General features: G+C 58.3%; 13 protein-coding genes and 6 pseudogenes. 13 read left to right on the top strand and 6 right to left on the bottom strand.

The genetic code is table 11. From position 1 onward, the window contains the following. Positions 1-1,297, top strand: a pseudogene (locus A7K61_RS34330) (DUF3422 family protein); the annotation flags it as partial. Between the two features lie 197 nt (positions 1,298-1,494). On the opposite strand, the gene A7K61_RS34000 reads toward A7K61_RS34330, so the two are convergent. The 3 genes and pseudogenes from A7K61_RS34000 to A7K61_RS33990 all read right to left on the bottom strand — a co-directional run. Further along, positions 1,495-1,614: a thioredoxin domain-containing protein gene (locus A7K61_RS34000; RefSeq protein ID WP_256558072.1), complete on the bottom strand. Its 120-nt coding sequence runs from the start codon at positions 1,612-1,614 to the stop codon at positions 1,495-1,497. Between the two features lie 147 nt (positions 1,615-1,761). Further along, positions 1,762-1,974 (bottom strand): redoxin domain-containing protein, encoded by a 213-nt coding sequence (locus A7K61_RS33995; RefSeq protein WP_256558075.1) that lies wholly within the window; start codon positions 1,972-1,974, stop codon positions 1,762-1,764. Between the two features lie 220 nt (positions 1,975-2,194). Beyond that, positions 2,195-2,504, bottom strand: a pseudogene (locus A7K61_RS33990) (TolC family protein); the annotation flags it as partial. A gap of 178 nt (positions 2,505-2,682) precedes the next feature. On the opposite strand from A7K61_RS33990, the gene A7K61_RS28500 reads away from it, so the two are divergent. Continuing rightward, positions 2,683-2,985, top strand: coding sequence for a putative quinol monooxygenase (locus tag A7K61_RS28500; RefSeq protein ID WP_069558852.1), 303 nt, complete (start codon positions 2,683-2,685; stop codon positions 2,983-2,985). Positions 2,986-3,439: 454 nt separating this feature from the next. Continuing rightward, entirely contained in the window at positions 3,440-6,103 is a 2,664-nt protein-coding gene (locus tag A7K61_RS28495) for an excinuclease ABC subunit UvrA (RefSeq protein ID WP_069558851.1), read from the top strand. A gap of 337 nt (positions 6,104-6,440) precedes the next feature. Here A7K61_RS28495 and A7K61_RS28490 read toward each other — a convergent pair. Next, a pseudogene (locus tag A7K61_RS28490) lies at positions 6,441-6,658 on the bottom strand (alpha-hydroxy-acid oxidizing protein); the annotation flags it as partial. 231 nt (positions 6,659-6,889) lie between these two features. Between A7K61_RS28490 and A7K61_RS28485 the strand changes: the two are divergent. After that, positions 6,890-7,192 (top strand): annotated as a pseudogene (locus A7K61_RS28485) (transposase); the annotation flags it as partial. Between the two features lie 122 nt (positions 7,193-7,314). Here A7K61_RS28485 and gloA read toward each other — a convergent pair. Then, entirely contained in the window at positions 7,315-7,710 is a 396-nt protein-coding gene (gene gloA / locus A7K61_RS28480) for a lactoylglutathione lyase (protein ID WP_069558853.1), read from the bottom strand. 218 nt (positions 7,711-7,928) lie between these two features. Between gloA and A7K61_RS28475 the strand changes: the two genes are divergently transcribed. The 8 genes and pseudogenes from A7K61_RS28475 to A7K61_RS28455 all read left to right on the top strand — a co-directional run bounded on the left by A7K61_RS28475 (position 7,929) and on the right by A7K61_RS28455 (position 11,908). Continuing rightward, the gene (locus A7K61_RS28475) at positions 7,929-8,789 is read left to right on the top strand and encodes a LysR family transcriptional regulator (protein ID WP_069558848.1); all 861 of its coding nucleotides are present in this window, start codon (positions 7,929-7,931) and stop codon (positions 8,787-8,789) included. Positions 8,790-8,887: 98 nt separating this feature from the next. After that, positions 8,888-9,085 (top strand): hypothetical protein, encoded by a 198-nt coding sequence (locus A7K61_RS28470; protein ID WP_069558847.1) that lies wholly within the window; start codon positions 8,888-8,890, stop codon positions 9,083-9,085. A gap of 134 nt (positions 9,086-9,219) precedes the next feature. Continuing rightward, a complete protein-coding gene (locus A7K61_RS31900) occupies positions 9,220-9,669 on the top strand; it encodes an Hsp20/alpha crystallin family protein (protein ID WP_256558071.1) in 450 nt (149 codons plus the stop codon). A 120-nt stretch (positions 9,670-9,789) separates the two neighbouring features. Further along, complete coding sequence (locus A7K61_RS28465; protein WP_232109580.1) at positions 9,790-10,056, top strand: Hsp20/alpha crystallin family protein; 267 nt, start codon at positions 9,790-9,792, stop codon at positions 10,054-10,056. A gap of 27 nt (positions 10,057-10,083) precedes the next feature. Then, on the top strand, positions 10,084-10,236 hold the full coding sequence (locus tag A7K61_RS33985) for a hypothetical protein (RefSeq protein ID WP_256558070.1): 153 nt from the start codon (positions 10,084-10,086) through the stop codon (positions 10,234-10,236). Positions 10,237-10,317: 81 nt separating this feature from the next. Continuing rightward, positions 10,318-10,365 (top strand): annotated as a pseudogene (locus tag A7K61_RS34325) (hypothetical protein); the annotation flags it as partial. A gap of 16 nt (positions 10,366-10,381) precedes the next feature. Next, the gene (locus tag A7K61_RS33980) at positions 10,382-10,588 is read left to right on the top strand and encodes an Hsp20/alpha crystallin family protein (protein WP_318300333.1); all 207 of its coding nucleotides are present in this window, start codon (positions 10,382-10,384) and stop codon (positions 10,586-10,588) included. Positions 10,589-11,086: 498 nt separating this feature from the next. Further along, positions 11,087-11,908, top strand: coding sequence for a CmcJ/NvfI family oxidoreductase (locus A7K61_RS28455; RefSeq protein ID WP_069558846.1), 822 nt, complete (start codon positions 11,087-11,089; stop codon positions 11,906-11,908). Between the two features lie 87 nt (positions 11,909-11,995). On the opposite strand, the gene A7K61_RS31890 is transcribed toward A7K61_RS28455, so the two are convergent. After that, a complete protein-coding gene (locus tag A7K61_RS31890) occupies positions 11,996-12,172 on the bottom strand; it encodes a DsbA family protein (RefSeq protein WP_371914728.1) in 177 nt (58 codons plus the stop codon). A gap of 58 nt (positions 12,173-12,230) precedes the next feature. On the opposite strand from A7K61_RS31890, the pseudogene A7K61_RS28445 reads away from it, so the two are divergent. Next, positions 12,231-13,136, top strand: a pseudogene (locus A7K61_RS28445) (IS66 family transposase); the annotation flags it as partial.

Raw genomic sequence — 13,136 nt, 5'->3', positions numbered from 1 at the left:
ATACCACCCGCCCCGACTGCCATCGTGTACGGCATGCCGGCCTATGTCGATCTTGCTGCAGCCGTTGACGAAGTGCACGCGCGCCCGCATCTGTTGCTTCAGGCCCCCCGGAGCATATTGCAGCTCGCTTTCATGACCGAAGGCGACGTGGCCAAGGATCAGATGGCGATCAGCACGTTATTTCATCGTTTCGGCGTTGCCGAGCCCGACCACGCTACGCTGCTTCACGACTTGACATGGGATGAGGGGGACCTGCACTGCGAAAAGCACGCCGAGTTCTCGACGTATCTCTGGTGTGCTTCGCTGGATTCCGAGACGGAGAGCCGTGCGGCGAAAACCCGTTCAAGCATGGATTGCTCCAGGCCCGGTCGTCTCTGGCATCCATTTGAGACTTTTTCCATGGACGCCGGAAACGGAGAAGGAGGCCAATCATTTTGATCCTGGCAGCATGTGCTACTCAATTGTGGAGAACGGTTCTGCCGTCATCCTGACCGATTTCCGATAGGATGAGGACGGCTTGACGCAGATCCTCATCCTCACCCGCGATTTGACCCCGGCGCGGGCGGGTGCGCTGGTTCAGCGTCTGCTGGAGATCGAGACTTACCGTACCCTGGCGTTGCTGTCTCTGCCGTTGACACGATCGATGACGTCGCAACTGCGACGTATAGAGTCGCGGCTCGCCGCGATCACCGACGAGATGTGTACGAGCTTGGTGGAGCGGCGCGACAGCGACGTGCTGCTGTCCGAATTACCCGGCCTGGCTGCCGAGTTGGAAGCTGGCGTTGCGGCGAATTTCTATCGAATCGGGGCTAGCCGCGCCTACTACGAGATCGTCGAGGAAAGGCTGGCAGCGCTTTCGGAAGAGGCCGTATCCGGGTACTGCACCTGGGCGGAGTACCTGCAGCGTCGCATCGCTCCAGCCATGCGGACATGTCAATCCGTAAAGGAGCGCCAAGCCAAGCTCTCCGACAAGTTGACCCGGGCCATAGCATTGCTGCGTTCCTGGGTCGACGTCGAACTTAAACACCAGAACCGCGATCTGCTGGCGTCGATGAACAACCGGGCCAAGATGCAATTGCGCCTTCAGCAAACCGTCGAAGGTCTGTCGGTCGCGGCAATTTCTTATTACGTCGTGAGTCTTCTCGGCTATTTGCTCAAGGGCATTCCGATCGTTCACGACAATGTGGCGCAGGTGACGGCGGTTCTGCTGCCTGGGGTGATGCTGACGATTTGGTGGATCGTGCGCAGGATCAGACACGCCCACGGCGACACTTCAGCGGAAGAGAAATATTCCTGACGAGCTGCCGTCCTGGAGCGCGAAAGCTGCGCCGTTCGTTTGAACATAGCAGAGCAACATGGAACGCATCGTACATCACGCCAATACTCAGCAGTGACAGCTGCACCCAGCGCATGCGGGTGAGCGGTGGTCAGTGGAAAGTTACGGAACACGAACTGCAAATCATCGCGAAAATGCTGTTGTAGCTTTTTGACCACTCAATACGCTTCACCGCAATAGGGACATTGATAGTCACCAAAATCCACCAGTGTGACCTTGGCTTGCGCACTTCCCTGGCGATGGTCGGTTGCACATACCGGGACTTTGAGATTGGCCATGTGATCACCTATTAATGTTAGGTTGGCGTGCTTTGTGATGAATTCGCCAGAGCATCCAGAATGCCGTCCGCCCCGGGATTGATTGCCATCGGGGAGACGTAGCTCCAGGCGACCACTCCCTCCTTGTCAATCACGAACAGCGCCCGCTTACAAGCCCCCAGGTGGGACTCGTACGCCCCACTGTCGTGCCACAGCCCCTTTGGGCTCGAAATCGGTCAGCAGGCTGAAGTGAAAATTCCGATCTTTGGCAAAGGCCTGATGACACCGGGCGCTGTCAACTGAGATACCCAGTAGCGCCGCACCGTATTCTCTGAATGTGGGTAGCAACTGGTTGTACAAATTCAGTTGGTCACCGCACACCGAAGTCCAGTCAGCGGGATAAAACGCCAGTATCACGGGGGTTTCCCTTTAGCTCGCGCAGCGACAACTGTTGATCAGGGGTTGCGTACAGAGTGAAGTCGGGCGCGACAGTGCCGGCCGGCAGCGGCCCTTGAACCAGGTCGCCATTCGTTTCTTTTGCATCATCCAATTCTGAAGTGTGCATTGCTTGAGCCCTAATAGATGGGCGGTTGGGGTCTGCTCAGCGGGATACGACTTGCCCGGCGGGATAATTCCATCCACCGCAAAGTGGTTTATAAATGGCGACGATGCCGCGATTCACCTCGATCTCAGCCTGAGCCTGAGCCTGATTGTCTTCGGCTGCGAGACGTTCACGTTCCGCATCAAGAAGCAGGAGGAGATCCGCCGTGCTTTCGCGGTATTGGATTGAGGGCCAAGTGTGTAGCAGAACCGCAGGATTCGCTCTGGCTCATCGATGACTATAGTCGCTGGTGACGCTTACCGTAGTCGCTGAACGAATTTTCGATATCCTCCAGTGCCAGCAACACTTCGGGCGCTTATTTTGCTGCCAATTTAGGCAACTGTTTTACCCGATGGTTTGGCACCTGACTCGACGCTACCCTTCATCCCCGCCACGCTGGAGCTGGGCGGCATATCGGCGAATATTGCGTTGCGCTTACTGGAAAGCATGGGGCATGATGATGTAGTCCTAACAACAGGAGGCACGTCATGGTCAACGTAGCGTTGTTCGTTCGTCTGGAAGCAAAGCCCGGGAAAGAGAAAGAGGTAGAGAGCTTTCTCTTGGGTGGCCTTCCAATAGTGGAGGAAGAACCAGCCACTACGGCTTGGTTCGCCATCCGCTTGGGGCCGTCCACCTTTGGCATCTTTGACGCCTTCCCGGATGAAGCAGGCCGGCAGACTCATCTTTCAGGCAAGGTCGCAGCGGCGCTTAAGGCCAAGGCTGCCGAGCTGTTTGCCACACCGCCGTCAATCGAGAAGGTTGACGTCCTCGCGGCCAAGCTACCCGGCTAAGCAAGTCCAGTAAGGCGCTCCAACCAACACTCCTGCCGCCACTTTGCAGCGTCAGAGGCGCGGCTGAGTTTGGACGTGTAGCGATGCCAACTGGGATAAAGCCGTGGAGGGGGGACTGGCGATCCTGCTTAAGCCCGTATCCACACCACTGTGCAAGCCGAATTGCCCGATGCCCTGTGATGGGATATGGAGCCGGACGCAGCACCGAAACCCATCAAAACGCGAGCCTGACTCCGGTTTTCTACATCTTCCAGCAACGAATTCACCAGCGCCTGGCACATCTACAGCGAATGTTCGGTCGCTGGATTGACAGCGATAGGCGAAAGGTTCCCGGGGCAGGGCAGGGGATTCAACGCGGGCGCCGAACTTGCAACACTAAACTCCGGTCAACATGAGCGTTCGGCCCACCCGGATCAACAGCACGTTGCCATCACGAACAGCGGGACGGGAGCCCATGCCAAACCCTTCATTCGGTGAATCCTCCTGCAACACTGCGGCCAGCGGCCTGGTGGAAGTGCGCGGCGCGCGGGAAAACAATCTCAAGGACGTCGATGTCGCCATTCCACGCAATGCGCTCGTGGTGTTTTCCGGTGTGTCGGGTTCCGGCAAGTCCTCGCTTGCCTTCGGCACGATCTATGCCGAGGCGCAGCGGCGCTACTTCGAGTCGGTTGCCCCCTATGCGCGGCGATTGATCGACCAGGCGGGCGTTCCGGATGTCGATGCGATCGACGGCCTGCCGCCAGCGGTCGCATTGCAGCAACAGCGTGGGGCGAGCAATGCGCGCTCTTCCGTAGGCAGTGTGACCACGCTGTCCAGTTTCATACGCATGATGTACTCGCGTGCCGGCGCCTATCCCGCCCATCAACCGATGTTGTACGCAGAGGACTTTTCGCCAAACACGCCGCAAGGGGCATGTCCGGCGTGTCATGGCCTGGGCCACGTGTACGAGGTGACGGAGGCGAGCATGGTACCCGACCCGTCGCTTAGCATACGTGATCGGGCCATCGCCGCCTGGCCACCGGCCTGGCATGGTCAGAACCTGCGCGACATCCTGGTCACCATGGGCTACGACGTCGACCGCCCCTGGAAGGACCTGTCCAGGAAAGACCGTGACTGGATCCTGTTCACCGAGGAGACGCCCACGGTACCCGTCTACGCGGGCTTCACACCTGCCCAAACCCGTGACGCACTCAAGCGCAAGCTCGATCCCAGCTACATGGGGACCTTCACCGGCGCGCGACGCTATGTGCTGCACACCTTTGCCAATACCCAGAGCGCATTGATGAGAAAGCGCGTGTCGCGCTACATGGAAGGCAAGCCATGTCCGACCTGCCACGGCAAGCGGCTCAAGGCCGAGGCGCTGTCGGTCACCTTTGCCGGGGTGGACATCGGCGAGTTTATGCAAATGCCGCTGGACCGCCTGGCTGCGCTGCTCGAGCCCATCGCCCAGGGCGATTTTCGCGCGCACGCAGCCGGGGAGGGCACCGACCTGGCCGCGACCCGTCGTGATCGATCCGAACGCGCCGCGCGCGGTCGTGCGGTGCATGCCGAATCGCCTGACGTGCGCCGGACCTCGGCGCTCTCGGAGGAGAAGCGCCTTGCCGCGCAGCGCCTGGTCGGGGGTGTGATGGCGCGACTGCGCCAGCTGCGCGGATTGGGCCTGGGTTACCTCACCCTGGATCGGGCCACCCCGACGCTGTCGGCTGGCGAGCTGCAACGCTTGCGCTTGGCCACGCAACTGAGCTCCATGCTGTTTGGCGTGGTGTATGTGCTCGACGAACCCTCAGCAGGCCTGCACCCCTCAGACAGCCAGTCGCTGTACGACGCTCTGGACAAGCTGCGCGATGCCGGCAATTCGGTGTTCGTGGTGGAACACGACCTCGACTTGATGCGCCGCGCGCAATGGCTGGTGGATGTGGGGCCGGATGCGGGAGAGCGGGGCGGCCATGTGCTTTACAGCGGTGTGCCGCAAGGGCTGCGTGAGATTGCCGAGTCGCGCACCGCACGTTATCTGTTCGATGAAATCCCCGCGCCGGCTAGCCGTGGGCGCGAACCCGCCGGCTGGCTGGAGTTGCGAGGTATTCGGCGGCACAACCTGCATGGCGTGGATGCCAACATCCCGCTCGGCGTGCTGACGGCGGTGACCGGCATCTCGGGTTCGGGCAAATCCAGCCTGGCCGCTCAGGCCTTGCCGGAACTGTTGTTGTTGCACCTGGGACACGAGCCCGAGGACGATGCGGCCGAAAACGCCAGCAGCGAAGGGCCGGCGATGATCGAAGTCACCGGTGGCCACCTTGCAGGCGATGTGGAGGTGATCCAGCGCCTGGTCCAGGTCGACCAGAAGCCGATTGGCCGCACGCCACGTTCCAACCTGGCCACCTACACCGGTCTGTTCGATCACGTGCGAAAACTGTTTGCCGCGACGCCGGACGCGCGCCGTCGTCGCTTCGACGCCGGTCGGTTTTCCTTCAACGTGTCGAAGGGGCGCTGCGAGACGTGCGAAGGCGAGGGTTTCGTCAGCGTTGAGCTGCTGTTCATGCCCAGCGTCTACGCACCCTGTCCCACGTGCCATGGCGCGCGCTATAACGAGGCTACGCTCGCCGTGCGCTGGAATGGGAGCAACATCGCCGATGTGCTGAACATGACGGTGGAAGAAGCCCAGGACTTCTTTGCGAGCCAGGACGCCATCGCGCGGCCGTTGCAGCTACTGCGGGACATCGGGCTGGGTTATCTGCGCCTTGGGCAGCCCGCCACGGAGTTGTCGGGGGGCGAAGCGCAACGCATCAAGCTCGCCACGGAGCTTCAGCGAAGCCAGCGAGGTCGCAGCCTGTATGTGCTCGACGAGCCGACTACCGGCCTGCACGCGTCGGATGTCGACCGCTTGCTAGTACAATTGCAGCGCCTGGTCGATGCTGGCAATACCGTAGTGATGATCGAGCACGACATGCGCGCGGTGACCCAGGCCGACTGGGTAGTCGACGTCGGGCCCGGCGCGGGAGAGGCGGGCGGCCGGATCGTGGCGGTCGGCACGCCTCGGCAGGTAGCGGTCGCGCCAACAAGCCAGACAGCTCCCTTCATGGCTGAGGCGCTCAGGCGCGTGCCACAGTCAGTCGACTGATCGCACAAGACCGACCTTGTTCTCGTTACGATCGCAAGGTTGGTACGCGTACTCCGCTTGAATCGAAAATGGCACTTCACAGCCGGCCGCTACCAACCGATTCTATTGAAAAAGTTGGTCCTTCCAAACTGCCGGATCATCGACTGGTGAAACGCCTTTTTTGCAAGCTGGTACGTGAATTCCGAGTCCGCAAGCCTCTGCCGAAGGTAAAGATCTCAATCTCGGACGCGTACTTTTCTGATGCGCAAGCCACGGTTACGTGTGAAAAACCCACGGGGGCAGCCAGGCCTGATAGATTTAAAAGCCAATTTTCATAGTCTTCTCTTCGCAGTGCCGTTCAAAAAGTGCCAGGGACCAGAATTGTTCGATCGACGTTTCTGATATCGGTGTGACCGCATGCGCCATCGACACATCCAGCTCCTTGTGCAGGATCTGCAACGCCTTACTGACACCTGACTCGCCCATTGCGCCGAGTTCGTAGACCATGGCGCGAGCTATCAATGTGCCGCCTGCGCCCAGAGCCCATGCGTTGAGCACATCCTGGCCGCTACGAATGATCTGGCGTGTTGCTGGGGCGGTTTAGCTCACCAGGAAGGGACATCGTACCCTGATCAGGCTACGAAGCCGGACAGCTACTGGCCTTGGAAATCGAAACGGGATTTAGCGTCTTTAAACACTCTGTGCCGATTGCTGCCGATCAATCCGAGCCGGAGTCGACCTGAAACAAGCGCTCCGCGTGCGCCACAAAACTTTAAGTGATTCAGTATTGAAGAGTCTGACTTAGGAGAGAAACGGCCTGAGCACGACGGTCGGCAAGTGATCTGGCAGATCGCTGCGCGACGCAGCACCTACAAGCATTTGAGCAAACGCAGTGCGCTGTACAAGGCCAGGCGCAAGATCGAGAAGGCCAAAGCCCAGGTACGTGCGAAGGTCGAACATCCGTTTCGGGTGATCAAGCGTCAGTTCGGTTATGTGAAGACCCGCTTCCGTGGCCTGGCCAAGAATACGGCGCAATTGACCACACTATTCGCGCTGTCGAATCTGTGGCTGGTGCGCCGGCAATTATTGTCTGCTGCGGGAGAGGTGCGCCCGTGGGGGCAGAAAACCAAGGCTATGCCTTGGTTTTCCAATAATCAGCGGCTGAAAATCGGGGTTTTCGGCATCTCCAAGCCGTCCATTTGCGGCTGGTGGGTAACTTGTTCGGAGAATCCTTAGTCGAATTGTGTGCCTTTTTGAATCAGCTCGACTTTGTAACCGTTGGGATCTTCAATGAAAGCGATTATCGTGCGTCCATGTTTCATGACACCTGCTGACCGAGGAACGCGATATCCCAGGATTGCTGCGCGGTTGCACACCGCCTCTGCATCCTCAACCTCGATAGCGACATGCCCATAAGCATCGCCAAGTTCATATCTATCCTGTCCCCAATTTAGCGTCAGTTCCAAGACGGCAGATTCTGTCTCTGGGCCATACCCGAGGAAAGCAAGGGTGAATTTCCCCTCCGGATAGTCTTTCCTTCTCAAAAGGCTCATGCCGAGCACTTTGGTGTAGAAGTGAATGGTTTTATCCAAATCTACTACGCGTAGCATGGTATGTAGGATGCGCATTAGTTTCTCCGCTGCTGCATCGGCCCGCAAGGCCGACATCTCTTAGAAGGCTTTCTCTAACAGAGACGAAAGCCGTGCGTCCACGCCCTATCTACCGCGAGCCCTTGAGGCCAGAAGATTAAGGTCATTGGATGCCTTTGCGAGACCTATGTTGCGCTTACACTGGGCTCACTAAAAGTGACAAAAAGTGACTAGTGCCATCACAAAAGGAAAATGTCTTGAAGCTTTCACAGCTCGGTTTTTTTTGCGCCGTCGTAGAGTGCGGCACAATAGCCGCCGCCGCGGTACAGCTGCATTGCGTACCCTCGAACATCACAACACGGCTGCGAGAGCTTGAAAACCAGCTGGGTGTCGTCCTGTTCAACCGAGAAAAAAACCGGTTGCTGGTTACACCCGAAGGTAGGCTGGTTTACCGCAACGCAAAATTGCTCGTCGATCTCGCAGCTGAAACACGCTCGCTGTTTTCGACCGATTCCATTAATGGCGTGCTTCGAGTCGGGGCGCTGGATGTAGCGCTGGCTAATCATCTACCCCAGCGTCTCGTACGGTATCGTCTTGAGGCGCCAGGAGTAGAGCTCCACATCCGCCCGGAGCACTCGTTACGCTTGGAGCGACTATTAATCGATGGCGAGCTTGATCTGATCCTCACTGATGGCCCAATCGAGCATCCGTTGCTTGAAAGCCGCTTAGCCTTTCGTGAGCGCTTGCTGAGAGTGGTACCGAAGGCTTTCTCCTCGCCCACCCTCGAAAACCTGGCTGGACTTGAGCTGTATGTATTTGGTCGCACCTGTCACTACAGACTCCAGGTTGACAACTGGCTTGAAAGCAACGGCATCCATCCTCGGGCGATTCTGGAAATCGAGTCGTATCCGAGTATTTTTGCATGTATAGCAGAAGGGCTAGGATTCGCTTGTGTGCCGGAAAGTTATGTCGACCGTTACGCTAGCCGAGCGGATACATTTCAGGCCGATTATGTGCCTGGTCTGGACTCGAGCGATATCTATTTCGTCTGGCGAAAAAGTCAGCAGTCCCCCTTAATCAAAAACTTCATCGAGATAATTGATATGCAGAGCAATTGAGCGTTAACGAGTCCAGAAAGCCGCGCTGGTGCTGATTGTACCCCGCACAGTAAAAATACTCTGTTAAGCAGAAACCAGCGAATACCTTTCTGACGAAAATGAAGGGGGCCGCTATTCTTGTCAATGCCAAGACCCTAATTTGGAGTCGCGAGGAAGAGTTCCTGCAGGACGTGCTCCGTCAGGTGGCCGCAGTGAATTTCCGTGGTGCGATCGATAACGACGGCCGGCCGCTGGCAATCGAAGCGATCAGTGCCACTGAACGGGCCGCCGAGGCCATCGCGGGCAAGCAGGGTTAAAAAACTCACCCCACGACGCTCGGAGGGTTGTCAGGCAAGTCCTACAGTTTGACCGCATCTTCAAGCCTGATCGAGCTCGCTCGACAGATTAAGAAGGGACTCGTACATGACAATCCTCCTTTCAGCTGACTGACATGATCTCGAACAGAAGACACAGAGCGCCCAATGCTGGACGGTGTGCTTCCTACGTTAATGGCAGGAAAAGCGCCACTGGCCAAGGCGTGAATGCTGCCCGGGCGCCCAAGACCCGGTCGCAGAGCTTGTTGCAGTTCGCGCTGCAGTCTCTCGAACTTGACAATGGTGATCTTCGCCTTCGTTCCCGGCGTCGATCCGAACGATCTCGATCTGCAGATCACCGAGGGTTGCTATCGATTTCTGGCGAACGCCGGCCGGTGCGCATCGCAGATGAGGGCAATTGCTCCGTGTATGCCAACGAGCGTTTTTCCGGACGCTTCAAGCGTACTGTGAGCCTCAACGATGAGGTTGATACCAACAAGGTCGAAGCTCACTGTTGCGACGGTGTTCTGTGCATCTCGCTACCTCGTCGTGAGGTGGTGCAGCCCAGGCGTATAGCCATTCAGTAACAGCATCGGTTTGAAGGAGGAATCACCATGAACGAAAAGCAAGCAGTCGTGCGCAATGAGACTGAACCCCAAATACTGCTGCCGCGTGTCGATGCATTCGAAGACGACAACGAAATTTAATTGTTTGCGGACCTTCCGGGCGTGCCCAAGGTGCATCTCGTGGTCAATGTGGAAGGTGACACGCTTTTGCTGGAAGGGGAGATCATGCCGCAGATGTCCCAACAACTGGAGGTCGTTTACGCCGAGATCCAGCTGTCGCGATTCAGGCGAGAATTTACCTTGAGCTCTGAGCTGGATACGACCCGGATCGGCGCTGAGCTACGGGACGGCGTGCTGAGCTTGCGCGCGCATGCCCAGCCTCGTAAGATCGTCGCGAAGAGCGAGTAGGGCCTTGAGTGTGCGGAGGTCGACCCCATGGACAAAGTAGCTAAACTCAAACATGGACCGGTGGAAACTTTGTATTCGCTGCCCGAGGGCTGGCGTCAGCTTCGTGATATTACCAGCGAGGCGCTGACGCGCTTCACGCCCGTCAACCGGAGCAGGAGCTCGTCGGAGGTTCCTTCCTAGTCACTCGCACTTGCGTCGAACTGGGGATTGCTGGCCAGCGATCGTTACGAGGATGGCGACCAGATCGTCGTTCGCCTTGATATGCCGGAAATGGTGAAGGAGGATCTGAATATGGAAGTGCGGGGAGGAGCCCTGATCATTAGCGATGAAAAGCACATCGAGCAGGAGCAGGGTAATGTGGCGTTATCGCGTCCGGCAGTACACCTTCGGCAGTTTCCGGCGCACCTTTCAGCCTCCCGCTCCGGTCAATGCCCAGCAGGCGAGAGCTAGATGCAGCAACGGCGTGTTGCGTGTCGAACTGCCCAAGGAAGAGCGCGCGCGTGGCAGGCGGATCGAGGTTCGCTCGGGTTGATACTGCGCTTCATCTTGTCTGTCGCAGGCAAGGGACACCCCTCGTCACCTGGAATGCCCGCCCGCCGCAAACTCGCGGGCGGGCAGTTCTTGAACCGGGGAAGTAGAGAGTGTCAGCGCTCACCACGCCAGATTACTTTGTGCCATTACGCAGCGTCTCAGGATCACGGCTTGAGACGCTGTCAGCAGCGGGATCCGAGACAACCAAAGCAACGAGTGCTCCAGCTGCAAACTACGGGGTATGGATTCCATGTGCTACTCGTCGTGCGCCTAGTAGTCGCCCTGGGCGCGGGCCTGGAGTCCGACGCGCCAGTCCTGGTCAAGCTGGTCGTCGGTGCCGAGTTGAGAGATGTCCTTTTCTACCGGTCGGGGACCATGCACCTCGAGGAGCATTTGAAAGTGTCCGTTCGAAGGCATACGATCGAGAGTCTACATGCAAGCTACAGCGCCGCCACGGTGACACCACGCCGGATGCGGTCAGCAGACCGGGAGGTGTTACTTGAAATGCACAACCGATATGCCCGCCAGTGTCATCACGACACTCACCTACCTGGTCAAGCACGATGCGAAGCCCTATGTGCATACCGAGGCTCTGACCGGCGACAGTGAACCGCATTACTTTGCCGAGCAGGAGGAGCGCGAGGTCACGATACACAACGGTCGTCCGTTGGCAGACAGCCTTTCTCTGGACAAGCAGGGGTTCGAATTCCATCGGCGGGATACGGTGGTCGACGATCTCTACGACGATACCTCAGTGGAAAACGTCTACTATGAAGAGGTCAAGGCCTTGATCAAGGAGTTGACGGGCGCGAGCCGGGTCATCATCTTCGACCACACCAGGCGCAGCGACGCCGAGGGGCGGGATGTTCGCGGTCCAGCCAGCCGTGTGCATAATGACTACACAGAGCGCTCGGGGCCTGAACGTATCCGCGACGCGCTGGGCATGGATCAGGCCGCCACACTGGCAGCGGTGCCGGTGGCCCAGATCAACCTCTGGCGCCCGATGAGCGGGCCCGTTAAGCGCTCGCCGCTGGCCGTGCTGGACGCCTCGACGCTCGACCCCAATGACCTACTGGCCACCGCCCTGGTCTATCCGGATCGTATCGGTGAGATCTACCACCTGGCCTACAATCCGCACCAGCGCTGGTACTATTTTCCGGACATGCTCCGTGACGAAGTCTTGCTGATCAAGGGGTATGACTCGCGTCACGACGGCCGAGCCCGCTTCACGCCCCATACCGCCTTCCGGGACCCAAATACGCCGCCGGGAGCCCCACCGCGCGAGAGTATCGAAGTTCGCACCCTGGCCTTCTTTGATTAAGTTTTTGCCACCTGGCGGATAGCTGATCCACCCATGACTGCAGAGCCCTCGGCTACGGTGTGGGTGATGCCAAACCGATGTCGCTCTCTAGCGATTTCGTCCGCGCACCAACGAAAGCTCAATCATCCGACTCATCTCGGCGAGCTCTGGAACCCCGTCATAGCGAAGCCCGTCAATGTAAAACGCTGGGGTGCCATTCACGCCGCTGCGTTCGCCGCCATTAAAGTCGGATTGTATTTTGGGGAGGTAAATATCGTCCTGCATGGCAAGAACGAGTTCTTCGCTGGAGAGGCCGTGTTTTTGAACGATGGCCCGAAATAGCGGCTGCGCACTGAAGCGCATCGGTGAAGATGTCAGCGAAAAGCTGGACTACACGCCGGGCGTGTTTACCGTTGAGCGCCATGTTCGTGGCAAGTGGGTTTGTGATGACTGTGAAACGCTGATCCAGGCGCCGGTACCTGCGCAAATTATCGACAAAGGCATTCCGACTGCCGGATTACTGGCCCACGTCATGGACGCGAAGTTCGCTGACCATCTTCCGCTTTACCGTCAGGAAACGATTTTCGGTCGAGCTGGCTTGGCGATTCCACGTTCGACGTTGGCCCAATGGGTTGGCATGACGGGTGTGCAGTTGCAGCCGCTGGTCGACGCCCTGCGTGACGTAGTGATCGGGCAGCAGGTCGTGCACGCGGATGAAACACCCGTGCAGATGCTCGCTCCGGGCACGAAGAAAACCCACCGCTCTTATGTTTGGGCTTACGCCACCAGCCAGTTCTGCGAAACAGCCGCTGTCGTCTACGACTTCAGCCCCAGCCGCGCCGGCGAGCATGCTTGCAACTTCCTGCAAGGCTGGAAAGGCAAGTTGGTCTGCGACGATTTTGGCGGTTACAAGGCCAGCTTCGAACTCGGCGTGACCGAGATCGGCTGCATGGCCCACGCCCGGCGCAAGTTTTTCGAATTGCATGCCACCAACAAGAGCCAGCTCGCCGAGCAGGCCCTGCGTTATATCCAGTTGTTGTACGAAATCGAGAGCGAAGTGCGTGACCTGGACTCGGATTTACGGTGCCGAATACGGAAAGAAAAAGCCGCGCCAGTGATGGATAGACTACATACCTGGATGATCGCCCAGCGTGATCTTGTCCCCGAAGGTTCGGCTATCAGCAGAGCACTCGATTACAGCCTTAAACGCTGGGCAGCGCTGTCGCGCTACCTCGATGACGGGGCTGTA

Origin of the sequence: Pseudomonas sp. AP42 (assembly GCF_001728935.1) — a bacterium.
GTDB classification, from domain to species: Bacteria; Pseudomonadota; Gammaproteobacteria; order Pseudomonadales; family Pseudomonadaceae; genus Aquipseudomonas; species Aquipseudomonas lactis.
This window is presented reverse-complemented; position numbering and strand designations above follow the sequence as displayed.